Genomic DNA, 24,403 nt, shown 5'->3' with positions numbered 1-24,403 from the left:
CCCCCATATCATAAAGTCTTGGTTAAACGTGCTTCATATAAGTCTGAACAATGTCCTGCCATTCAATGGATACTCTAACGATATCTTCCTCAATCAGCTGACTACCGATCTGCACTTCAATGATCTCAAGTTCAGTAACCGCTCTGACAGAATGAAGCATGCTTCGATCGATAATCACCGTATCTCCCTGGCTGATCGTTCGACGCTTGCCATCCAGAATCAATTCCCCTGTCCCCGATACAACTGTCCATACCTCATTGCGGAGTAGGTGATATTGATAGCTCAGGTTCTTCCCGGCACTGATGCAGATTCGTTTCGTGAGAACCTCACCGCCGGCTTCATTTCTCGTATAATCCAGCACTCGGTAGCACCCCCACCTGCGCTCCTCATACATGGGGCGTTGATCCTCGTTTTTCACGATCTCTTTGATCCGTGGACTCGCTTCTTTGTCACTGACCAGAATGCCATCCGGACTCACAGCCACCACCACACCCGACAACCCCAAGACGGCAACCGGAATGTTCAATTCATTGATCAGGTGAGTATCGTGAGAATCATCCGTAATCCAACCTTTACCTACAACAGGAGTTCCCATCTCTTCGGTAAGGGTGTTCCAGGTTCCAAGATCTTTCCAGAATCCATTGTAAGGAATGGCAATAACCTGATTTGCCTTCTCGACAACCTGGTAATCAAAACTGATTTTCTGCAATCGTCCATATTGTTTCAGCATCTCGTCGTACTGGATGGGCAGCTCCATCTCAATGAGCAAATTGATCAAATACTCCAGCTTAAAAGCAAAAACCCCGCAATTCCATAATGCAGCCTGCTCAATCATGAGGGCTGCATCGGATTCGCAGGGTTTCTCCTGGAACTTCGCTACATTAACGTATTCGTTGCTACTTTCACTGGGAGATGAAGATTGCGGAATGATATATCCGTACTTCTCTGACGGGTAGGTCGGTACCACTCCCATTAAGGCCAGATCTGCCCCTGACTTATCGAGCATCTCAGGCAAGGTGGCCAAAACCTCGAAGAATTCCTTTTCAACAAAAGGATCTACTGGAAGTACAGCAACCGTTTCACTCAGACTCACACTCTCCACTGAATACAGATAGGAAGCGGCGAGTGCAATAGCAGGGAACGTATCTCTGCGCTCAGGCTCCACGACCAGTTTTACATCGTCTCCAAGCTGTGAAGTCAAAATCTCCACCTGAGGCAAACTGGTTGCGATAAGCGCCTGTGATGCAAGTCCGGCATGATTCAGCTGTCGCCATACCCGCTGTACCATCGATTCTGTACTCCCCTCCGGTCCATGAAGCACTTTAAGAAACTGCTTGGATCTTGAATCGTTGGATAACGGCCATAGACGCTTTCCCGAACCACCGGATAACAAAATACTTCTCATAGGGCTGCTCCATCCGAGAGCACAACCGCCCCAGATCCTTTACCTGCCTTGGCTGGTTGGTTATATGTGCTGGTCTGACCAGCTTCCAGTCTGCCTGCCGGATTGTTCTTCGTCCAGGCCGCATAATAATTCGAGTTCTTGCCATACGAATTATCCAGCAGAATGTTCGGTTGATCCAGGAGACAAGCCAGAATATGTCCATGCAGACGAGATGTCGTGACGGTTTTGTATTTATTGAATTCCTTTACGGCCGTATGTACCATCCGATCAGAATATTTGTACCACAACCAACGGGCGAGAGTGTTGCCTTTCCCTGATTTCAACCGGGATGAGATCATGCGAATGATCTTCCGGTCTACCCGGTTGTACAATGTCTCCCAGTCTTTAAATGTGGCCTTGGGTCCACTGATGGATTCGTAATGTACCTGATTCTTAGTTTTCTCAATATCTTTCCGAAAGAAATAGAGCATCTCGGCAACAGGTTGGCTTTTGGACTTGAGAGGCCACAACTGATGCGCCATATCCGGAGAAAGATATACGTTCGTTTGTTGAAACTCTTTACTGGCAATCTCATAAGATAATGTATCCCGAACAAAAAAGTGTACATCCCTATGGCGATTGAATACCTGTGCTGTCTTTTTCAATTCAATATCACTTTTGTAAAACATCGTCTGAGGCAGAATGACAATCCGGTGATTGGGATGCTGGGCAATCATTCGTTCTCTCAATTTCTGATGAGCCGGGTACAGATCGCCAAAGTTGCCTCCTCCGTGCAGTACGATCGTGATACCTTCCGGTACCTTGAGGGACAAAGGGCAATCCAGAATGCTGTACCTGGCAAGTACATTAATATGATTGTCTCGGAAGAAAGCTTCCGTACCTTTCATAATCAGCAAGTCTCCACCATTGCTGTGAACCGGGTAATCCAGATAATAGATATCGGTACGCGGGGGAATGACCTTCAGAATCTGAAGTAAGTGTCCCTTCAACTCTTCCATGGGATGAATATTGTTAGTGCCCAGCATCTCCATCTCCTCCTTGGGTAACTCTTCTTTTTTTATTCAACCGTTCAACTAGGAAAGCAATATCCTTTTTGTCAAAAAACATGCCACTGAATTTGACTTTAAACGCAATCTTCATCGCTGCAACGGTGACCAGCATACGCACGATCGAGCCGATGAGCAGGGCAATGGCGATACCGTTTAATCCCCATAGGGGAGTAAGTACAAAAAACAGACCAATCGTGACAGACAACGCAATGAGTTGTCTGATCATAACCAGCCCCGGTCTTCCCAAAGCATTGAATGCAGAAGCGAGAATCCAGGAACCGCCGCCAATAATACATTCAAAAGCCAAAATATAAAATGCCTGACTCGCCTCCAAAAACTCCTTACCGAACAAAACACCCATCAGCCAATTCCCTACAAACATGGTTGGCACGACGATGATTGTCATGATAATTAAAGAGAGTCGGAATGCTCGCCCAACGGTACGAATGACCTGATCCTGTGGTAATCCGGTGACCTTGGGGAATACAACACTGCTTATTGCATTTTGCACCGCATTATAAATGCGAGATAACGCAAAGACGACGGAATAGAGTCCGAAATCTCTAGGGGTGAGCAGAGCCAATATAATAATCTTGTCGAACTGGGTGTAGAGGGTGCCGAGGAGTTCCACACCAAATACCCGACTGCCGTATCCAAACAGATTTTTGGCTGCCTTTCGATCAATCGCCCTGGTAAACCACTTAAACTTCAGACTTTCTCTGAGCGTATATGCTGCCCATGCGACAACAATCACTGAACTCGCTATGGATACAAAAGAAGCCATTCCAATGCTCATCGCACCAAGTAACCATAAGGAGATCATGACAATCACTTTCAGCACGGGGTTATATAACCGTATCCCGTTATAAACCTGGAATCTGTCACGACTCTGCGACAGGGCAGATAACAGATTAATCAGGATCAGTACCGGAATACTGGTGACGGTAAACCAGCGGGCAATCGTAATGACTTCTGGCGGGTAATCCGCCATCCAGGAAGGCATATAGATCCAGGCAATCGCCCCAAGGATAAAGCTAATCGGAATTTGGACCATGAAGCTAAGTCGCAAATATTCAGCACTTTTCTCAGCAGCTTCCCGTTTCAGGTTATAGATAATCGAGGTTGGAAGTCCCCAACTTACCAGACCAATCAGAAATGTCGGCCAGAACAAGATAGCCGAAAAAGCTCCCTTACCCTCAACACCAAACATTCGAGAAGTAATGATCGATGTAATCGTGGTAAAGACCATAATAATGACGTTTGTTCCACTGGTATGCACAATGGTTTGTAACAGACTATTGCCTTTTAAGAGTTTTGGGAGCGCGAGTTGTGACATGAACTATTCCTCATTCCTTACTGTTATATCTGAGTATCCCGATGATCAGACCGTTCCGGTAACAGATTTGAGCCAGTTGCCGGGTGAAACGCTTCGGACTGTAAATGCATAATAAGGCTCGAATAACCCCTTGCCCCAGACGAATAGCGTGTTTTATCATTCGAATCGCGCCCTTGTCTTTTTTACGAACAGCATCACTGACGCCTTGCCAGAAGACACGTCTCAAAAACCAGTTCTTGGTCGTTCGTTCTTTGGATACCTTGTGCTGAACAGAGCCGAAGGGCGTATAAAACACTTTATGTTGGACCCTGATCCGCGAGATCAGCTCACTCTCTTCATTGGATAACAAGTTCTTCCCCACTCTTCCCAGGTCTTCACGAAAAGGCGCAATGTCCTGAAAGAGCTGTGTACGAAACGCCACATTCGCACCGAACGGTATGGATGGATTAGGCATCTCAACTACATGGTCCGCATAATCCAAAATGGTATAAAGCGACAAGTTCTCGCTAGGAATCCAGTCCGGCTTCTGGCTCTCCCAGAGTGGTTCAATCTTGCCCCCCACACATCCAATTGAAGAGTCTCTTTCGAATACATCAACGATATGTTGAATCCATAGCGGAGATGCGATAGCATCATCATCCAGGAAAAGAATGTACTCCCCGCGCGCTTCACGAATGGCTCGATTCCTTGCCGCCGATAAGCCCGGCTTTTTCTCCAGGATATACTTGACGTTATTTACGCCTTCGCCGGCCTGGATCTCCTGAACAAGCTGAGCTGTATGATCTGTCGAATTGTTATCAATCACGATAACTTCATAGTCATATTCAACATGTTGTCTGATAGCACTATGAATGGATTCACTCAGATCATAGGCTCTGTTATACGTGCAAATGGCTACAGTGGCTTTCATTCGATCGTCCCCGCATCCTCATTGATTTAGATCGTATAGAGCGAAATTGTTCGCTTCGCGATCCCTGACCATTCCAACTTATCAAGCATAGATTGGAATCCATTGCCTTCCCTGAACTCTTCATCCTTCGCACGGATCTTTCTCATAGCTTCTTCCAACCCCTCCTGATCCAAAGGGTCATATAATACTGCACAGCTCTCGGGCAAGTACTCTTCCATGAGCCCCATTCTTGGGGCAACGACAGGTTTACCAAAAGACAGTGCCAGAATTGCACTGCCTGATGTCGCAATATTTTTATACGGAAGAATCATCGAATCAATAGCTTCAAAGTAATCCGAGTACTCCCCATCCTGAATAAAATTAAAATACGTGTGAATACGATCCGAATGGCGTATTGAATCCTCCAGATCATAGTCAGGTGCCTTCTTGCCAGCAATCAACAGATGAGCATCCTTCCAATCCAGTTGTTTGAACGCCTTGATTAGATCATCCACCCCTTTATATGGTGAAACCTGACCAAAAAAAGCAAAGACATAGTCATTTGCCGGGATGTTAAAGAGGTCTCTGATATTCTGCCCTGTTCGTCCATATACCCCCTGATAATGACCGTGAGGGATGACTTCAATCTTGTTCTCAGGCACATGAAACGTCTCACTTACGCTGCGAATGAGCGGTTTGCCCATTACAATCAGTTTGGTACAATTCCGCACAAGAAACGTCCTCATCCAGTAATCATGCCACGTTCTGCCGCTGTTATGCGGCCATATGTTATGAACCGTCCAGAACAACTTCGCACCCTTTAGTCGCACATACATAATCATGAGAATGAAAAATATGGACTTGATGAATGTCGAGAACGCGTTGCTTCCTTTGTAATAAAAACTCGGCCAGTGAAAATGAAGTACATCATTCTTACGGACATGTTTTAAGTCTTTTTTGGAAAAATGCTTCACATCCCATCCCTGATCTTCGATGGACTGCGATAATAATTCATTGAATTTGTTCGTCTTGATCATTTTGGGCAACATGTAAACTACAGGTTCACGCATGACTACACCTCTGCTTTAGGCTGTTCCTTTATACTCTTCTTTGCTCAACGCTTCGCTTCGGAACTGTTTTCTCAAGCGATAACCGACCAGTATGGTCCTGATATTGCGCTTGAATAACGTGAAATTTTTCCACCATGGATAAAGAGCCAACGTATTTTTGAGAAAAAGAACATTTCGCTTCGGATTCTTGGACCATTCCATCATGCGATAATGATGAAGTTGACGCCTCTTTTGTTCCTCGCTCATATCCTTGTAATACTTAATCAGTACTTTTCGTTGTCCCTGAAACTTTTTCTTGGATGAGGTAGAGATTCGTGGCCCCTGATGAATATAGATATGCACAAGAGGTTCCCTGATATTGATCGCATGATGTCCTCTTTGCAAAATACGAAGATAGAAATCATAGTCTTGTGCCGAGGTTAATTGTTCATCAAACATGACGGAGCGTGCCAACTGGGTCTGTACCATGATCTTGGAGGTTTCCCCGATCCAGTTGTAGGTCAGCAAATCCTGATAGAATACGAGATCTCTGGATTCAACCGACACTTTCCTGCGAGTCACCTTGTGATCCTGATCCACATAGACAAGGACTTTACTGCAAAAGCAAAAGAGTTCTTTATTTTGCTCCAAAGCTCGGGTCTGGGATTGAATTTTATCAGGTAGCCACTGATCATCATCGTCCAGGAACGCAATATATTTCCCATTCGCACGTTGTATCCCTAAATTTCGGGCATGATTAGCACCTTGAGCATATGGAACCTGGATATATTGTATTCTGTGATCTTCCTTAGTCCATGCTCTGCATACCTCTTCGGTATGATCCTGTGAGCCATCATCCACAATAATAATTTCCAGAAAGGGATAGGTCTGCGCCAGCACACTTGCCATGGCTTTTTTCAATAATTCAGCGCGGTTATGCGTTGTTATAATACAACTTACCAATGCTTCCATAGAACCACCTTTCCCTTGAAACTAGGACACTTTCATGTGCACCTTGTCATAGATGGACGATAAATTTTCAATGAGACTGTTCATGTTGAACTTGGATGTGACCAGTTCCTTATTGTTCAATCCCATTTGCATTCTCAGTTCTTTATCCAGAATAAGTCTTTCCAGCACATGTGCCAGAGCTGTTATATCACCAGGTTCAACGAGAAATCCATTTAACTCATCCGTAATCACTTCAGGTATGCCACCGACCCGAGTAGAAACAATCGGTAAGCCTTCATTCATAGCCTCCAAGATTGCCATTGGAAGCCCTTCGTGATAGGAAGGTAGAACTAGTAGATCCGCATGGTGAAGCAAACGTTCCTTCTCCTCGCCTCTAATCCATCCCGGCACTTCCACGTATTCTGTGATGCCGTAATGCTCAACCAGCGCGCGAACTTCATTAACTTCCCCATCGCCAGCCAGTGTAAAGACCGCTTCGACCCCTCTTTGCTTCAATTGTTGAATAGCTAACAGGAGATCATACACACCTTTTCTCTTGCCAAGACGGCCCATGAACAAGCATCGTGGAACCTGATGCTCTTCTCTAACCGGAGGTTCTTTAATGAATACGCCATTATAAAGCACTTCGATTTTGGATTCAGGAACGATCCGAGAAAAAAAGCTCTTCCATGTATACGACAGTACAATTAATTTATCCACTTGATTCAAGACATACTTACATAGCTTCTGTTGCAAGGGATGCCGATTATAGAACACATCGAAGCTGGAAGCATGAATATGGACAATCACTGGTACCCTGAATATTTTACGGCCAACGAGAATGAACAACGCCTTACGATAGAAACTCCCATTGTAAGACATATGAATATGAATCATGTCCGGTTTGAATGTAACGAGTTTCACGAGAAATTGAAGAAAACCTTTGATGAAGATGATTAGTCGTGCGAGCACACTACCCGTAATGTAGGTTTCAATCCGTTGTAAATGGTACTGCTCGGCGATCAATGAATTTTCAATATTGACAATGACACTTACAATTCCGCCCATGTCCTTCGTAGAAGAACCTATGACCAGCACCTTAGGTTTCATCATTCCACTCCTTTTGAATCGTAACGAACCCATCCCATCAAAGAGAATTAATATAACCCTTAATAGAGGAGAGCAACTGCGAGTTACTTTTCACATAGGGTTGAAAGTCGAGTTTATCAATATTAGCTATTAATGCGTGGAGTTCATCTTCGTTCTGAGCTACCGAAATATATCCTTTATCTTGAAACACTTTTGCGATCTCCAGTTGATGATTATCCACATGTTCCCCATGATCCTTCCGCCTTGGCATCACGATTACCTTTTTGTTCATCTGCAGTGCACTGGTAATGACCCCTACTCCCGCGTGGGACAGGACAAATTCACTTTTCGCAATATGATCATTCATCTCTTCCTGATTAAAAAAGGGCTTTTGTTGATAATGCAGCGGCTTATATTCACTGTAACCGGATTGCACAAGAACCTCAGAAGGCATCTGCCCCTCCTGGATGAGATGATCGACGGCTTTCAAAAGTCGGTTAAACTGGAATCGCTGTGTTCCTAGCACGACAAAGATCAAAATAAAGCCCCCCTATACTTCGCGTTCGGATAAGCCTCTTGAAGTGTTTCCCATTGGATATAAAATTCATCGGCAAACTTATATATCATTCTCCCCGTCAGGGTCGGCGAATATATTTTGGCGTAACTTTCCACAAAAACAAGCTTAGCTCCCATCAATTTCCCAAGTAAGCACAGGGGATAGACAGCTCCGGCTCCAGTGGTAATCAGAACTTTGGGGCGTTCTTTCAGCAGAATGAACAACGAAGCTATGATATTCCTCAGAACAATAAACAGGAACAGGATATTCTTTCGCTCCTGCTGAGACAGGAAATAGGTTCGATTGGAAAGATTCAATTTACTGCTTGCTTCGCTTCTTTCCGTTACCAAAAAGTAATCATGATCTTCCACCGCAGGAATCAGGTTTAACAATTGATTCAGATGGCCACCTGTAGAACTTACTAGACAGACTTTCATTGCACGATCTCCTTTCGATGGACAAACTCCTGGGGATTATCAGAGTCAACGCGTTTCTCATCACTAATCTGATATAACGCATTAAGATAAACACAAAAAGGAGCAATTAAATGAATGGTGGATAATGTATTATCGACAAAAGAGTAGATGGAAAATCCAACAATCATCCCAACAAAATAAGGTTTCACGAGACGATTCAACTTGCTATACACCTTTTTGTATACAAATAATAAGGCTCCAAAAATCAGCAAAGCCCCTACGAGTCCCCCATCATAATAAAAGCGGATGTATTCATTATGGGGAACGGTAAATCCTGAAAAGATACTGCCATCATTAGCAACCAAGGCAGAGCCCAGTCCCTGACCAAAAATAGGGAACTCATTCGCTTTTTTGGTGAAAAAAGCCCAAGCTGAGTCTCTACCTGATAATCCCTTACTCTCCTGCCTCAACTCATAATTGTCCCACTGTAAAACAACCATCACGGAGACGGCTGCCAGAAATAAAACAACAGGAAGAAGAGCACTCGTTCTGCCCTTCACAAATTTCCTAACATGATCGATTAAATACATACCGACGATGGGGATCAGTGCAAGCAAAGGTCCGCGAGTACCCGTTTGAATCAAAATAATAAAATGGGTTAGTGTAAGAGCATAATTCAGGATCACCTGATTTTTGTATCGAATCTCCATCAGACAAACACAGATCGAAATAAAACAAAGCATTCCCAAATGCGCCGCAATATTAGCTCCCTGTAAACGACTTACGCCTGAACCCTCCAGATTTGCGATGGATAACATACCCAATTGCTGCAGAATGAGACCACCAATCAAACTAAACACGGGAAGCCAGGCCAGAACTCTGATGATCCTTTTACTAACTTCCTTCGGAAAATTCACCATCAGTAACAGGAAGGGAACAACTAATCCCAAAAAAGCCTTAAAGGGATCAAGTGGGCTCATCTTGCTTGGCATGACAGATAAAAAATAACTCTGAACAAAGAGATACCCTACAACCAAAGCCGGATAAATGAATTGTTTTTTCAATCCATACCTCATAAAAATAGGAAGTATGAAAAACAGGATCAGCAATTTGTAAAAGGAAGATGCGTCAAAACCCATCATTTGCATTCTGAAGATTTTGTCCATGGATAGCGAGAATGTACCGATCACAATCATATAGACCCAACTTGGATGTTTCATATATATCCCAAACAGAATCAGCAATCCTAATGCCATGATTGAGATGATCGGTAAGTATACTGCCATGCCGATAATGATTAACGAGGAAAGAATGATATATAACGTATTCCCTCTAGAAGAAGCGAAATAGTCTGTTTTTTGCATATCTGCTATGCCACCTCAAAGCCAGAATCGTGTTTCAAAACGCATCCTTCGAACCAAGCAGCACTCTGAACGTTCTGAAGATAATTTTGATATCCACCATCATATTGCGCTCACGGGCATACGTCAGATCCAGCTCTACCATTTCATTAAAGCCCACACTATTTCGACCGCTAACTTGCCATAATCCCGTACATCCCGGAATCATCTGCAGGCGCTGTCTATCATAAGAAGTGTAGTTCTCCACTTCTCTGGGCAGGGCCGGTCTGGGTCCAACAAGACTCATCTCTCCACGGAACACGTTCCATAACTGAGGCAGCTCATCCAGACTGGTTTTTCGAATAAACTTGCCAATTCGGGTAATGCGGGGATCGTTCTTCATTTTGAACATGTTCCCGTTCACTTCATTCTGGTCAATCAGCTGTTCTAGCAGATCTTCTGCATTCGCAACCATCGACCTGAATTTGTACATATGAAACTCTTTCCCATTCTGTCCGACCCGTACCTGACGAAAAAAAACAGACCCCTGCGGGGCCTCGATTTTGATCAGTAATCCGATGACGGCAAACAAGGGGCACAAAATGATCAAACCTATGAAAGAACCCAGCAAATCGAGCATTCTTTTCATAAATAGATACACTTTATCCGCATTTTGCCCTGTCATCGTTGATGCATTGTACCCCAGACTTGGGTCCATAACAATCTCCGCTTCCTTCGTTTGGGGAGATGGACTCATTCAAACTCCCCCCCGGCTACATGTTCTACCGACTCTTTTTCCAGGATTTGTTGCAGAGCCTGCAGCATCGGAATTCTAAGCTCCTGTTTTTGCAGAGCGAAGTCGATGGTCGTCAAAATGAATCCCAATTTCTCGCCCACGTCATAACGTACTCCCTCGAAATCGTAAGCATACACTCCTTGTGTCTCATTTAAACGCTGAATCGCATCCGTTAATTGAATCTCTCCCCCTTGACCAATCTCCTGTTGCTCCAGATGTTCAAAAATCTCTGGACTCAGTACGTATCTCCCCATAATCGCCAGGTTGGAAGGCGCTGTGCCTTGGGCAGGTTTCTCTACGAACCTGAGAACCTCTGTCAAACGACCATCCGATTGAAGCGGGTCCACAATGCCGTATCTGTCTGTTTGTTCAGCAAGTACGGTTTGTACACCAACAATGGAATGTTGAACCTGATCATATTGATCAATCAGTTGTTTGGTGCATGGCACTTCCGATACGACGATATCATCTCCGAGCAACACGGCAAAAGGTTCGTCACCGATAAAGTTACGTGCACACCAGACAGCATGACCAAGTCCTTTGGCCTCTTTTTGTCTTATGTAGTGGATATCCACGTTAGAAGATTTGCGGACCTCTTCAAGCAGGCCCAGTTTGCCTTTTTCCAGCAAGTTGTGTTCCAGTTCAAAAGCGTTGTCGAAATGATCTTCAATCGCCCGTTTCCCTTTACCTGTTACGATGATAATGTCTTCAATTCCAGAGGCAATGGCTTCCTCAACGATATACTGTATAGTTGGTTTGTCCACTATAGGGAGCATTTCTTTAGGCATCGCTTTTGTGGCTGGCAAAAAACGTGTACCCAGTCCAGCTGCAGGAATGATCGCTTTTCTCACTTTTTTCATAAATACCACCCTATCCTCTTTTTTTAGTTTTATAAAAGTTGAACCAGGGCATCTAACCCGTCCTCACGTCATACCTTCGACGATTAACGTCTAAGGTTCATTGAACCCACAGCATGACCGAGTGCCTACAGTGATAAAGGTGCAGTAGACATTACCTGTTTATTTGGAAACATAGGGTAGAACTTTTACTTTTCTCCGTAGCCCACTGGAACTGCAGCGTTTTTGATATTGTTCAGGATCGCGCCCAAGATTCGCGCATTGACATGCTCCAGAGCAGCCTTGGTCTTCTTCACCAATTCCTTCTTGACCTTGCCTGAGTTCACGACCAGCAGCACCCCATCGCACAGCGAACTTACAATGAGGGCATCTGTTACCGCCAGCACCGGCGGTGTATCAAACATGATGACATCGTATTGATCCTCTAACTCTTCAATCAGCTTTTTCATCCGATTGGAACCGATCATCTCGGAAGGGTTCGGCGGAATAGGGCCAGACGTGAACAGCTGGAGGTTGTCGATATAACTTTCTCTGAGTACCTCATCCACACTGTACTGATTAGACAGCACACTGCTAAGACCGATATGATTGGGTACGGAAAACACTTGGTGCAAGGAAGGATTACGCAGATCCGCATCAATCAGCAGAACCTTCTTGCCTTCCTGGGCATAGGTCACCGCCAGGTTGCTAATGGTTGTGGTTTTGCCTTCGCCGGCTTCAGCTGAAGCCACCATGATTTTACTGATGTGACTGTCGATCGAGGAGAACTGGATGTTCGTCCGTAATTTACGGTATCCCTCCGAGATTTGAGATTTGGAGTTAAAATAGGTCACCAGACTGTTATTTTCATTGGTTTGCCGCGACATATTTGCCATCCCCCACTTTCTGTTGAGATATGTAATTTTTCGTATTTTTCAGATCGTCTTTTTTCATTTTGGATATCACCGTAAGCACAGGCAGCCCCAGCTCTTTTTCCAGTTCAGTTTCGGATTTGAATGTATCGTCCAGGTAGTCCAGCAGAAATACGAGTGCAATCGCCAGCACTAGACCTGCGAACAGGCTGACAATGATGCTTAATGTGGTTTTCATATTAATTGGAGATGCGTTACTATCCACTTTTGCTTCACTGAGAATAGCCACATTATCAATTTTCATGATTAGGGGGATTTGAGATTGAAACACGCTGGAGATGGCATTGACTGTTTTTGCGGCTTTTTCGTAGGAAGTCCCTTGTACAGTTATGCTCATCACTTGGGACTCGCTTGCTGTAGAGACGGAGGTGCTATTCATGAGCTGGGCAGAAGTTAAGCCCAAGTCTGGATACGTCGTAGCTACTTTATCCATAATGGCAGAAGATTTAATAATTTCTCTGTAAGAGTTAATAAGTTTGATATTGGTTTGGATCATGCTGAAATCCATCATGGCCTGACCTTCAACCGTTGATGTCTGATTCACGATGAGCTTGGAACTTGCCTCATAGATCGGCTGGGTGAAGAAAATACTTTTGACCCCTGCACCCACGCCCGCTATCAAAGCAATTGCAACAATCAACCAGATTTTCTTTTGTAAAAGTCGAAAATATCCTTTCAGTTCCACTTTCATTCCTCCTATACGTTGTGATCAAACCTATGTAACTACCAGATGGACAGCAACCATTTGCGAGGTTTCCAGCGTTCTGTGACCAGGCTCGAATTCGATAGAATGTGGGATGCATTATCTGCCAGTTTTCTAACGGCTTCGGCTCCGAAGCGACGTTCAATGACACGCTCCCCCTCACCTATGGCGAACGTCCTTTTGCACGTATCATGTGCATCTGATGAAATGAAATGAAACCCGTTTTCTTTGCAAAAATGAAAACACCACTTCTGAACTTTTCGTCCGAAAAGCCCGGTGAAAGATTGAGCCGTAAGCTGGCATAGCCCACCTTGACTCAAGTAATCAGCCAACAGCTTTGGCTTCTTCAAAATGGCACGATTGCGTTCCGGATGAGCAATAATAGGGGTAATTCCCGCTATTCGTAGTTCATGCAGTATCCTGGGGAACTGTGAGGGAATATGACCAAAGGGCAGTTCCAGCAACATGTAACGACTTCCGGCGAGTGTGCAGCACTTTCCTGCATATAAGTCTCCAATCAGGTTGTCATGCACCCTGATCTCCTGTCCGGGACGGATCTCCAGGCGAATGTTACGTATGCGAAGTTCTGCGTGAAGCAGGTTCACGGCCTGATTGACCACCATCGGTTCATTGTTGTATTGCCCGTTCAGGTGATGCGGAGTAGCAATAATGGAGGTAATTCCTGAGGCTGCCGCCTTCTCAGCCATCGCAACGGACTGCTCCATTCGAACAGGACCATCATCCAGACCGGATAATATGTGGCAGTGCATTTCAACCATATCCAAACTTCCTCAATGTATGATCCCCCTTGCCCCTTTATTCATTGCGCAAATGCTTTTGGTGTTAAAGAACTAATGCATAACGCTATGAAATATAGTAAAATGGCGTTAAGTACATGTTTTGTTCAGAAATTGTTAAGAATCGACCTGGAATTATATGGTGAAATCAATGTAATGATAGGGTTGTTGCAGGGACTTTTGCTCTGTTGCCTTTTCGTACTGAAAACGGGAAACCGTGGGAAACTGAACTTCAGTAAGCATTGTGTTTAACTGTCCAGTTATATATAGTTTCTGTTCGTGCTGAATATGCAAGTTTGAATGATACATTGTGAGCTCTCCGAAGGGCTGTTTCCATTGCAACCTTGCATGAAGTCTTACACATACATGATGATCTTCAACATCCAAACCAATGAGCATTTCTGATGATACTGGCAAGTTCAAGTCGCTCAGGAAGGTGATCGTTTGAGTGTCCATTCCAAGTAACAGAACGGGGCGTCTTTTGCGGTCTACCATTTTCCCATGAAACTCCTGAATGTACATATGGACATTTAATTTCATATCAGCCCATTCCTGAATTATTGAATACATGGTTTCATTCCTTTAGAATGGATTAGCCTACATGGACTGCCTTTACTTCCTTCTCACAGGTATATGGTTAAGGCAACAAGGAGATACTTAAAATATTCCAAATGATACATTTTGTAACTCCATACGTCCAATTTACGATACAATACGTATCATGTCAAGCGGTATTTGGACATGGTTCTTTTGATTTACGACAATATGAGATGTCCTTAGACAGACCTATTTACAAATGGAAACGGTTGTAGGAAACGCACGAGGAGATACTTTTTTGTAGGAAAGCTGCCCTGATCAAAAACTTGGCTCAGGATTGTTTCAATATATATTTGATGTCGTTCAGGGGGAAATAGCTTATGAGCTACGGAAATCGCATTGCTGAATTAAGGGAACAGCGGGGACTAACTCAAGAAGAACTTGCGAGCTCCATTCATATTACAAGAGCTGCTCTCTCTCACTACGAGAAGAACCGACGTAAACCGGATTTCGAAGTGTTAACGAGACTTGCTGACATCTTTGACGTGTCTATTGATTACCTCATTGGACGTACGAAGCAAAGTGATGTCGTGATGGATGAGGACGTACGTGAATTCGTTGACACTCTGGAGTTATCAGACAAGGAAGTGCTGGAGCGCTTCGATCTGATGATTGATGGTAAATCCTTAACGGAAGAAGAGGCACGTCGTTTTATCGCTTTTGTCCGAATGGAACGCAGCATGGATTAAACCCGAAAAGAGGACCCAGTTCCCGAGAGATACACTCTCTGGCTTCTGGGCTTTTTTTGTGTCTTGAATTCCCTCCATTCCATGGTTGTCTATCCTGTCAAGGACGCTTGTTGTTGACGGAGGATACGAATTGGTTCCAACGCTCCGGGTCGATTCCGCATTGCAGTAAAACTTTCATGATGTCCATCTGAGTTGCTTCGACTTGTTTACCTGTCGGCTTACGATCGCCCCTGTTTGGATGCTTCATATTCATTCCGCTAACCTCTCTTATCTTTATACTTTCCCTGCACTCCAAAACTAGCCTTATTATACTTGAGAAACTTCCTCAATGTTGTCGTCTCATGGCGATAACGTTTTTTGAAGGGGTTCTAATTTTGTCGAAAGCAAAATAGGAGCTATCTGGCGCCAGCATGGCAACCATATAGCTCCTATTATTCTTAATACAACCTGTTCACGCACTTACACTTGAACAAGGAAGTTATTAACCTCCCGCACGCGCAAGTTCACGCATGTTCGCTTCAAACGCAGCGAGCAATGCTGCTTCTCCAGTCAGACCTGTCGCCTGAATCCGTTCAATCTGTTCTGTCATCCGCTTGAAGTCTTTCGGAATAACCCGAACGAACTGATTCAAGGCATCTTGCCAGTTATCCAGAATGCGCTGACCGGCAGCACTTCCTGTGTTGGCAACGTGACGTTGAATCATGCCTCGAAGATCTGCACTTTCGGCTACGTCTTCGATACGCTCCAAAAGAACCATTTCCAGATTACAACGTTGCAAGAATGTGCCTTCCGGATCATACACATAGGCAATACCTCCGGACATCCCTGCTGCAAAGTTACGACCTGTATCGCCGAGTACAACGACACGTCCGCCCGTCATATATTCACAACCATGGTCGCCGACACCTTCAACGACTACTTTGGCGCCCGAGTTACGTACAGCAAATCGCTCACCCGCAATACCACGGATATACGCTTCACCACTTGTTGCTCCATAGAGTGCCGTGTTACCGATAATGATGTTATCTTCCGCCTTGAATGTTGCTTTCGAAGAAGGCATCACGATCAGTTTACCTCCTGACAGTCCTTTACCTACATAGTCATTGGAGTCGCCTTCAACGGTCAAGGTCATGCCTTTAGGTACAAAGGCCCCAAAGCTTTGTCCGGCAGAGCCGACAAATTTGAATTTAACTGTATCTTTAGGCAATCCTGCGAGTCCATATTTGCGTGTGATCTCACTACCCAAAATGGTACCCACTGCACGGTTAACGTTCGTAATTGGAAGTACCGCTTCAACCGGTTGACCGGATTCAATCGCAGGTTGTGCCAGTGGCAGCAATTGCTGCATATCCAGCGTTTCTTCCAATTGGTGGTTCTGATGTTGTGTGCGGTAACGTGCAGAGCCTTCCGGCATCTCAGGCACGTGCAGCAATACAGACAGATCCACACCTTTTTTCTTCCAGTGATCTACAGCTTCTACCGTTTCGAGGCAATCTGTACGTCCGACCATTTCCTGAATGGTACGGAAACCAAGATCAGCCATGATCTCACGCATATCTTCAGCGACAAATCGCATGAAGTTAACCACATGAGCTGGATCACCCATGTAATTTTTACGCAACTCCGGATTCTGTGTCGCTACACCAACTGGACAGGTATCCATTTGGCAGACACGCATCATGATACAGCCAAGTGCAACGAGTGGTGCTGTTGAGAAACCATACTCTTCGGCTCCAAGCAAGGCTGCGATCGCCAGGTCACGGCCGTTCAACATTTTGCCGTCTGTCTCCAGAACGACACGGTCACGCAGATTGTTGAGCATCAACGTTTGATGTGTCTCTGCAAGACCCAGTTCCCAAGGCATACCTGCGTGACGAATCGATCCTTGCGGTGATGCACCTGTACCACCGTCATAACCGCTGACGAGGATAATATCAGCACGGCCTTTGGCTACACCTGCCGCGATGGTACCCACACCAACTTCCGAGACGAGCTTCACATTGATCTCTGCACGCGGATTGGCATTTTTCAAGTCATAGATCAGCTCCGCCAAATCCTCAATCGAGTAAATATCGTGATGTGGTGGTGGTGAGATCAGACCTACGCCCGGTGTAGATCCACGAACTTCAGCAACCCAAGGGTACACTTTACGTCCTGGCAGTTGTCCGCCTTCACCCGGTTTTGCCCCCTGTGCCATTTTGATCTGAATCTCATCAGCATTAACCAGGTAGTTGGATGTTACACCGAAACGTCCGGATGCTACCTGTTTGATTGCACTGCGACGGGAATCCCCGTTGCTATCTTTAATGAAGCGAGCCGGATCTTCTCCGCCTTCACCCGTATTGGATTTACCACCCACACGGTTCATTGCGATCGCAAGATCTTCATGCGCTTCTTTACTGATCGAACCGAAGGACATCGCCCCCGTTTTGAAACGACGCATGATATCTTCTACAGATTCAACTTCTTCAAGTGGAATGGAAGCTCCCACCGGTTTCAGCTTCAGCATGGAGCGAATGGTCAACAATTGATCATTCTCACCTTGCACGAGCTTGGAATATTTTTTATACAGCTTGTAATCCCCAGTGCGTACTGCGTGTTGCAGGGTATGAATGGTTTGCGGATTGAACAGATGCTCTTCTCCGTCGTTACGCCATTGATAATCCCCGCCGGAATCCAATACTTTATCGTTACCGTCTTTTTCCGTAAAGGCACGGTTATGATGTGTCAACGCTTCGGCTGCCACTTCTTCTAACCCAATTCCACCGATACGGGAAGGTGTCCAAGTAAAGTAACGGTCAACGAAGTCTGATTTTAGACCTACCGCTTCGAAGATTTGAGCTCCACGATACGATTGAATCGTAGAAATCCCCATTTTGGACAACACTTTAGTCACGCCTTTGGTAGCTGCTTTAATGTAATTTTTCACTGCTTTCTCATGCGAGATACCACGCAGTAAGCCTTGCTGAATCATGTCATCCAGCGTTTCAAAGGCCAGATAAGGGTTCACGGCACTTACACCGTATCCGAGCAGCAACGCGTAGTGGTGAATATCACGCGGTTCTGCCGATTCGAGCATAATGCTGACTTTTGTTCGGGTTCCCTGACGAATCAGATGGTGATGCAGACCTGCTACAGCAAGCAACGCAGGAATCGCAGCATTCTCGGCATCCACTCCACGGTCAGACAGGATCAGAATGTTATGACCTTTGTCGATGACACGGTCTGCAGCTTCGAAGAGAAGTTCCATCGCTTTGCGAAGTCCTTCTGCTCCTTCCGCAGCGGTGAAGAAGATTGGAATCGTCATGGAGCGGAAGCCTGGGCGACGTACATGACGAATCTTCGCAAAGTCTTCATTAGACAAGACCGGTGTATCCAAACGAATCTGGCGACAGCTCTCCGGTTCAGGATTCAACAGGTTGCGCTCAGGACCAATGGTTGTTGCCGTAGACGTTACAATCTCTTCACGGATTGCATCGATCGGTGGGTTGGTTACCTGGGCGAACATCTGTTTAAAGTAGTTGTACAGGCGCTGTGGACGATCCGACAACACCGCCAATGGTGCATCATAACCCATCGAACCCGTAGCTTCCATACCAGTTGTCGCCATGGGCTCCAGGATTTTACGAAGTTCCTCAAATGTATAACCATATGCCAGCTGAAGCTGGGTCACGTTATCATGTTTTGGATCAGGAAGTTCCGGTGCTTCCGGCAACTCGCTCAGATCCATCAAATGCTCATCAAGCCAATCCTGATACGGATTCTCGGCTGCAATAATTGCTTTTACTTCCTCATCCGCAATGATACGGCCTTGTTGTGTGTCCACAAGCAACATCCGACCTGGACGAAGACGATCTTTGTAGAGAATCTCTTCCGGTGCGATATCCAGTACCCCAACTTCGGAGGACAGGATAATACGGTCATCCTTGGTTACATAATAACGAGCTGGACGCAAACCATTACGGTCAAGTGTTGCACCAATTTGCAAACCATCTGTAAAGGCCATTGCTGCTGGTCCATCCCAAGGCTCCATCATTGTGCTGTGATACTCATAAAATGCCTTTTTGGCAGGGTCCATTCCCTCATCCGTGCTCCAAGGTTCAGGAACCATCATCATAGCCACGTGTGGCAGGGAACGTCCACTCAGATACAGGAACTCCAGTGTGTTATCGAACATGGCTGTATCCGAACCGTCCGGATTGATGACCGGTTTTACTTTCGCGATGTCGTTACCGAACAACTCGCTCTCGAACAAGGACTGCCTAGCATGCATCCAGTTCACGTTACCACGCATCGTGTTGATCTCACCGTTGTGGATCATGAAGCGATAAGGGTGGGCACGTTCCCAGCTTGGGAAGGTGTTCGTACTGAAACGGGAATGCACAAGTGCAATAGCCGATTCAACGAGATCTTCCTGCAGATCCAGATAGAACTCTCCAACCTGCTCCGTTGTGAGCATGCCTTTATATACAATTTTGCGACAAGACAAGCTCGGAAGGTAGAATGAACCGCCTTCTGCCTCATTTGCCGAATAACGAATAGCCAGCTCAGCGCGTCTGCGAATAACATACAGCTTACGCTCAAATCCAAGCTCATCCTTCACATCTGTGGATCTTCCAATGAACACCTGACGTACATAAGGTTTCGCTGCAAGTGCAGAACGGCCAAGCATTTCATCAAAAGTAGGAACATCCCGGAAACCCAAGAATGTCTGTCCTTCTTCTTCAATAATCTTCTTAAGGCTCTCTTCATGTGCACTGCGAATGGCAGGGTCCTGGGAAAGGAACAACATACCTACGCCATAGAAGCCCTGTTCTGGCAAAGCAAAACCAAGACGTTCCGCTTCCTGTGCAAAATAGCGATGTGGAATCTGAATCAGGATACCTGCTCCGTCACCGGAATTCGGTTCACTTCCCTGTCCTCCACGGTGCTCCATGTTACTGAGCATGGTCAGTGCCTGACTAACGATATCGTGTGAAGGTACTCCTTTGATGTTGGCGACAAAACCCATTCCGCATGCGTCTTTTTCGAACTGCGGGTCATACAGACCCTGTTTTGGAGGTAATCCGATGTGTCTCATGGAACGCAACCTTTCTATAATGAAGTATTTCGGAAAGATCAAGAACATAGGCAACAGGCAACAATGAAACGGGAGGAGCTGGCCTTTCGATTGCGATAGAGCCTGCTAGATAGAAGAGGTGACAGCATGAGACTGTCAAAAATATATGCCTGCTATTGGGCAGAAGCCATTGAATGAGATGAGCTGATCCGGACGATCCGGCAAACAGCATGTATAAATCAACACGCAGCCGCTGGCACGGCTACTGAAATGGAGCGACGTTTTTTTGATATAGTTCTATTATTTTAACACCGACCTAACATCAGCGCAATTTAAACTTTTTAATACCTCTGATAAGAAATGTTTTGCAGTACAGCTTTACTGTAATGACGTTTAAATTCATCTCTTTTTCGAATAATTATACACTTTTTAAGTCAGAGTACAACTGAATTAAATTGCTGACAGAAGAAAATCGTTCCATATGTGGCCTGTGTTTATCAATAATTCCACCAAATTGTTGCTGCTTGATCCAGCGAATCTTTACTTCTCTATGCATTTGTATACAAAATAGCCTGCAGCCCCTTTTTAGGGCCACAGGCTATTTGCACTATTTGACTACTATATTGCATAATTTCGCTACATGAAAATAAAGTTTTTTTTCGTAAATATCACGTTGCTGATGATCAGGTTCGACTTATGCTGTCACAACTTGACCAGAATCAGCGAGTTCCGCTTCTTTTTTCGGACGTCTGCCATTCCAAAGGAAGTAGGCCAGCGTCAGCACGATGGACACACCAGCATATATGCTGAGAATTCCTGCCTGATGCCACATTACATCCAGATTGCCACTCGATACAACCGCCTTGAAGCCCATAATGCTGTGTGTCATTGGCAACCAAGGGCTAAATGCTTGAAGCCACGATGGAATCAGTTCTACCGGGAAAGTACCTGCACTAGCCGCAAGTTGGAAGACCAGCAGCAGAATGACAACATAACGTCCAGGCAGATCCAGCCAAGTCACAAGTGCCTGAACAATCAACATGAAGGTCAGCCCTGTAATAATGGTGAACAGGTAGAACAGCCCTACGCTGTGCGTCTCCAGTCCAAGACCGTATAACATGAAGCTTGCCACGATAACCGATTGGAAAATACTCACGGAGCCAAATACCAGTGTACGGCTGACAAAACGATTCCAGCCTGTTGCACCAGGTACAGACGTTTCCCGCATTTTCAATACAATCGTCGATATCAACGATCCCACGAACAGACCGATCGACAGGAAGAACGGTGTTAATCCAGTACCATAATTGCTCACGTTCTCTGCTGTGTTCTCCGAAGAGTTCACAGGTTCAGCGAACATGTTCACCACATCATCCGTTTTCTTGACTTCGGATGTTTTTTGCGCGGCATCATTCAGCTTGGTTGCCAGTTCACTTGAGCCATCTTTTAGCTCGGTAAGGCCGTCAGCCAGTTTGCCTGCACCATCGCCCAATTGCTTGGAACCATCGGTAAGTGAATGAACACCACCACTGAGTTTGCCTACACCCGTTTGCAGAGCTGTTGTACCTGAGCCCAGCTGCTTGGCACCATCCGCAAGCAATGTACCGCCACTTGCAGCATCACCCAGTTTGCCACTGAATTGCTTCAGACCATCGGAGAGCTGTGCTCCCCCTTGACTAAGCTGTCCGGCACCAGCCAATAATTGCTGCTGACCATCCACCAGCTGGTTCGCACCAGCCAGAAGTTGCTTCTGGCCTCCATGAAGCTCGGCTGCACCCGCAGCCAGCTGCTGGTTACCCTGATGTAGCTGATCTGCACCCTGTGCCAGCTTCTGCTCGCTCTCATGCAACTGTGCACTACCATCGGCAACAGCTTCACTCGCCGCAAGCAGTTTCTGTACATCAGCATTTTCGGCCAGTTCCGGGTTCGATTCAGCAAGCTGTTTCAATCCGGCAGCTACGCCTTTTGCACCATCAGCAACCTTGCTGCTGCCATCTACGGCCGATTGCAAGCCTGTTGCCAATGTTCCGCTGCCCTGGACTGCACTTTGCAGACCTTCAGACAGCTTTGCGCTACCCTGTTCAGACGATTGCAGGCCAGCCTGCAGCTTGCCTGTGCCATCCAGTGAGGACTGTAGTCCGGTTTCCAGTTTGGCGCTGCCATCTTTCAACTGATCTGCTCCGCTCTGAAGCTGGCTCGAAGCGGCTGCCTGAAGTTGTTGCAGACCGGAGACGAGATTCGTTGTGCCACTTTCAAGCTTGGTCGCCCCCGTATGCAATGCATTAACGCCATCACTTAATGGAGAAAGTCCTTCCTGAAGTTCAAGCGTTCCGGATGCGAGCTTCGCCAGGTTATCCTTGAGCTTCACTGCACCATCATCCAGTTTGCCTGCACCCGTATTCAGTTCCCCTGCTCCGTCGCCTGCCTCAGCCAAACCATCGGTTACCTCGGAGAACTTGTCGAGCAACGTCTCCGCATAGGATTCTGTCACTTTGGCCGAGACCTTCGCTTTCAGGTCCTTAATAGCGGTCTTACCGATCTGTGCACCGACAAAGCTGTAATTGCCATTGGGTTCATAGATTAGATCAGCCGGCTCCGGCTTGTCATCGAGCAATGTTGTTGCTTGGGATGAGAAGTTCTCCGGAATTGTAATTTGCATATAATATTTGTCATTACTCATGCCTTCTTTGGCTTGACTGGCACTGACAAAATCCCATTTGAAATCTGCATTTTTCTTCAGCTCATCCACCAGATCACTACCTACATGGAGTGTTTTCCCCTCCAGCACAGCGCCTTTATCCAGATTGACAACGGCAACCGGCATCTCATCCACATGACCATACGGGTCCCAATAGGCCACCAGATAGATGCCACTATACAGGATCGGTATAAACATAATTGCAATAACAGGGATCAACACCTTCGGGTTTCTCACGGCCGATCCCACATCCTTGAAAAACACGGATAAAGATTTCATGTCATTTTCTCCCCTTAATCTCTCTGCTCTATGAGCAGGAATAACCTTAAATGAAATACAATGCCGCATTCCAGAAAACATACTGAAACACGAACTGACCACTTTCCTCAAACGGTCAATTTAGAGCAAAAAAACAACCTGTCTTCCGACAAGCCTCACTGCTTGATACACGTAAAAACCCTTTATTATAGTAGTTTAAATTCGGATTACGTTACAGCAGCAATTCCTTCCATTAAGAAAAGGCGAAAGTACGTCTTAATTTCCTCTTTGCTCAGCGGTTGATGTTGCTTGCTCCAGTCTGAGGTGAGTGCAATGTACAGGCGAATCATCATAAAAGCAACAACTTGCGGATCACAATCTCGTATTTCTCCATTGTCTTTTGCTCTCTCAAGCTCCTTAGCCAAAAAGTCGGAAATAACCTTCTCGACTTTGTCCAGACCTTCCTTGGCCTGCAGCGTTCCAAAGTCCTTCAACTCCTGTGATAACTTAACCAGCAGATCGTGATCACGACGGAACTCTAACAATTCATCCAGTACCCGAAACAGATTATCAAAAAATGCACTTTCCTGATGTACTTCACGATGCGCGATGTTCTTCATTTCCTGAATCACTTCTACCAGGATCTGATCAAACAATTGTTCTTTATTCGTGAAAAATGTATAGATCGTTCCTTTGCCAACGTTCGCAATCTTGGCGACCTGATCCATCGTGGTTGCCTTGTATCCAAACATGGCAAACGACTGGGCTGCTGCATGAATAACCTGCTGTCTCCTGTCAATCGGAGCCATCTAATCCCTCCTTTATCCTGATTCATTGTTCAAACGTTTCATATAAATGACCAAAAATACAATTCAGTCATTCGGTCAAAACTTACAATACCACCTTCGAATTAAGATTGCAACCCTAACAATGAAAAAATTGTGTTAATATTTTTTAA

Annotated in this window: 21 protein-coding genes; 1 reads left to right on the top strand and 20 read right to left on the bottom strand. The window is 45.6% G+C overall.

Annotated elements, in window-relative coordinates; all coding sequences use genetic code 11:
- Nucleotides 1-22: 22 nt before the first annotated feature.
- The 16 genes from WFI24_RS05505 to WFI24_RS05430 form a co-directional block, all read right to left on the bottom strand.
- On the bottom strand, nt 23-1,405 hold the full coding sequence (locus WFI24_RS05505) for a sugar phosphate nucleotidyltransferase (protein WP_336759356.1): 1,383 nt from the start codon (nt 1,403-1,405) through the stop codon (nt 23-25).
- The gene (locus WFI24_RS05500; protein ID WP_336759355.1) at nt 1,402-2,430 is read right to left on the bottom strand and encodes a polysaccharide pyruvyl transferase family protein; all 1,029 of its coding nucleotides are present in this window, start codon (nt 2,428-2,430) and stop codon (nt 1,402-1,404) included. Before WFI24_RS05500 ends, WFI24_RS05505 begins: the two co-directional genes overlap by 4 nt.
- A complete protein-coding gene (locus tag WFI24_RS05495; RefSeq protein WP_336759354.1) occupies nt 2,417-3,790 on the bottom strand; it encodes a lipopolysaccharide biosynthesis protein in 1,374 nt (457 codons plus the stop codon). Before WFI24_RS05495 ends, WFI24_RS05500 begins: the two co-directional genes overlap by 14 nt.
- A 10-nt stretch (nt 3,791-3,800) precedes the next feature.
- Nucleotides 3,801-4,700, bottom strand: a complete 900-nt coding sequence (locus WFI24_RS05490; RefSeq protein ID WP_336759353.1) for a glycosyltransferase — start codon at nt 4,698-4,700, stop codon at nt 3,801-3,803.
- A gap of 26 nt (nt 4,701-4,726) precedes the next feature.
- The gene (locus WFI24_RS05485) at nt 4,727-5,749 is read right to left on the bottom strand and encodes a glycosyltransferase (RefSeq protein ID WP_336759351.1); all 1,023 of its coding nucleotides are present in this window, start codon (nt 5,747-5,749) and stop codon (nt 4,727-4,729) included.
- A gap of 15 nt (nt 5,750-5,764) precedes the next feature.
- Nucleotides 5,765-6,700: a glycosyltransferase family 2 protein gene (locus tag WFI24_RS05480; protein WP_336759350.1), complete on the bottom strand. Its 936-nt coding sequence runs from the start codon at nt 6,698-6,700 to the stop codon at nt 5,765-5,767.
- 21 nt (nt 6,701-6,721) lie between these two features.
- Nucleotides 6,722-7,792 (bottom strand): glycosyltransferase family 4 protein, encoded by a 1,071-nt coding sequence (locus tag WFI24_RS05475; protein WP_336759348.1) that lies wholly within the window; start codon nt 7,790-7,792, stop codon nt 6,722-6,724.
- Between the two features lie 34 nt (nt 7,793-7,826).
- Entirely contained in the window at nt 7,827-8,306 is a 480-nt protein-coding gene (gene pssE / locus WFI24_RS05470; protein ID WP_336759347.1) for a PssE/Cps14G family polysaccharide biosynthesis glycosyltransferase, read from the bottom strand.
- The gene (gene pssD / locus WFI24_RS05465) at nt 8,303-8,761 is read right to left on the bottom strand and encodes a PssD/Cps14F family polysaccharide biosynthesis glycosyltransferase (RefSeq protein ID WP_336759346.1); all 459 of its coding nucleotides are present in this window, start codon (nt 8,759-8,761) and stop codon (nt 8,303-8,305) included. Before pssD ends, pssE begins: the two co-directional genes overlap by 4 nt.
- On the bottom strand, nt 8,758-10,104 hold the full coding sequence (locus WFI24_RS05460) for an O-antigen ligase family protein (RefSeq protein ID WP_336759345.1): 1,347 nt from the start codon (nt 10,102-10,104) through the stop codon (nt 8,758-8,760). Before WFI24_RS05460 ends, pssD begins: the two co-directional genes overlap by 4 nt.
- Before the next feature lie 34 nt (nt 10,105-10,138).
- Nucleotides 10,139-10,837, bottom strand: a complete 699-nt coding sequence (locus tag WFI24_RS05455; RefSeq protein WP_442956195.1) for a sugar transferase — start codon at nt 10,835-10,837, stop codon at nt 10,139-10,141.
- On the bottom strand, nt 10,834-11,736 hold the full coding sequence (gene galU, locus WFI24_RS05450) for a UTP--glucose-1-phosphate uridylyltransferase GalU (protein WP_036611572.1): 903 nt from the start codon (nt 11,734-11,736) through the stop codon (nt 10,834-10,836). The genes WFI24_RS05455 and galU overlap by 4 nt, the downstream gene beginning before the upstream one ends.
- 185 nt (nt 11,737-11,921) lie before the next feature.
- Nucleotides 11,922-12,599, bottom strand: a complete 678-nt coding sequence (locus tag WFI24_RS05445) for a CpsD/CapB family tyrosine-protein kinase (protein ID WP_145320586.1) — start codon at nt 12,597-12,599, stop codon at nt 11,922-11,924.
- Nucleotides 12,580-13,335 carry a YveK family protein gene (locus WFI24_RS05440; protein ID WP_336759338.1) on the bottom strand — a complete coding sequence of 252 codons (756 nt, stop codon included), beginning with the start codon at nt 13,333-13,335 and terminating at the stop codon, nt 12,580-12,582. The genes WFI24_RS05445 and WFI24_RS05440 overlap by 20 nt, the downstream gene beginning before the upstream one ends.
- 32 nt (nt 13,336-13,367) lie before the next feature.
- A complete protein-coding gene (locus WFI24_RS05435; RefSeq protein ID WP_336759336.1) occupies nt 13,368-14,126 on the bottom strand; it encodes a tyrosine-protein phosphatase in 759 nt (252 codons plus the stop codon).
- A gap of 153 nt (nt 14,127-14,279) precedes the next feature.
- Nucleotides 14,280-14,639, bottom strand: a complete 360-nt coding sequence (locus tag WFI24_RS05430; protein ID WP_336759334.1) for a hypothetical protein — start codon at nt 14,637-14,639, stop codon at nt 14,280-14,282.
- 422 nt (nt 14,640-15,061) lie between these two features.
- Here WFI24_RS05430 and WFI24_RS05425 point away from each other — a divergent pair, with 422 nt between their 5' ends.
- The gene (locus WFI24_RS05425) at nt 15,062-15,430 is read left to right on the top strand and encodes a helix-turn-helix domain-containing protein (protein WP_047841965.1); all 369 of its coding nucleotides are present in this window, start codon (nt 15,062-15,064) and stop codon (nt 15,428-15,430) included.
- A gap of 97 nt (nt 15,431-15,527) precedes the next feature.
- On the opposite strand, the gene WFI24_RS05420 is transcribed toward WFI24_RS05425, so the two are convergent.
- From WFI24_RS05420 to WFI24_RS05405, 4 genes are all read right to left on the bottom strand, one after another.
- Nucleotides 15,528-15,683, bottom strand: a complete 156-nt coding sequence (locus WFI24_RS05420) for a hypothetical protein (protein WP_167350832.1) — start codon at nt 15,681-15,683, stop codon at nt 15,528-15,530.
- A gap of 228 nt (nt 15,684-15,911) precedes the next feature.
- Nucleotides 15,912-20,510 (bottom strand): glutamate synthase large subunit, encoded by a 4,599-nt coding sequence (gene gltB, locus WFI24_RS05415; RefSeq protein ID WP_336759330.1) that lies wholly within the window; start codon nt 20,508-20,510, stop codon nt 15,912-15,914.
- Between the two features lie 673 nt (nt 20,511-21,183).
- Nucleotides 21,184-23,466 carry a YhgE/Pip domain-containing protein gene (locus tag WFI24_RS05410; protein WP_336759328.1) on the bottom strand — a complete coding sequence of 761 codons (2,283 nt, stop codon included), beginning with the start codon at nt 23,464-23,466 and terminating at the stop codon, nt 21,184-21,186.
- 206 nt (nt 23,467-23,672) lie between these two features.
- A complete protein-coding gene (locus tag WFI24_RS05405; protein WP_145320600.1) occupies nt 23,673-24,254 on the bottom strand; it encodes a TetR/AcrR family transcriptional regulator in 582 nt (193 codons plus the stop codon).
- Nucleotides 24,255-24,403 lie beyond the last annotated feature (149 nt).

The organism is Paenibacillus sp. USHLN196, assembly GCF_037144955.1.
Classification (GTDB): Bacteria; Bacillota; Bacilli; order Paenibacillales; family Paenibacillaceae; genus Paenibacillus; species Paenibacillus xylanexedens_C.
This window is presented reverse-complemented; position numbering and strand designations above follow the sequence as displayed.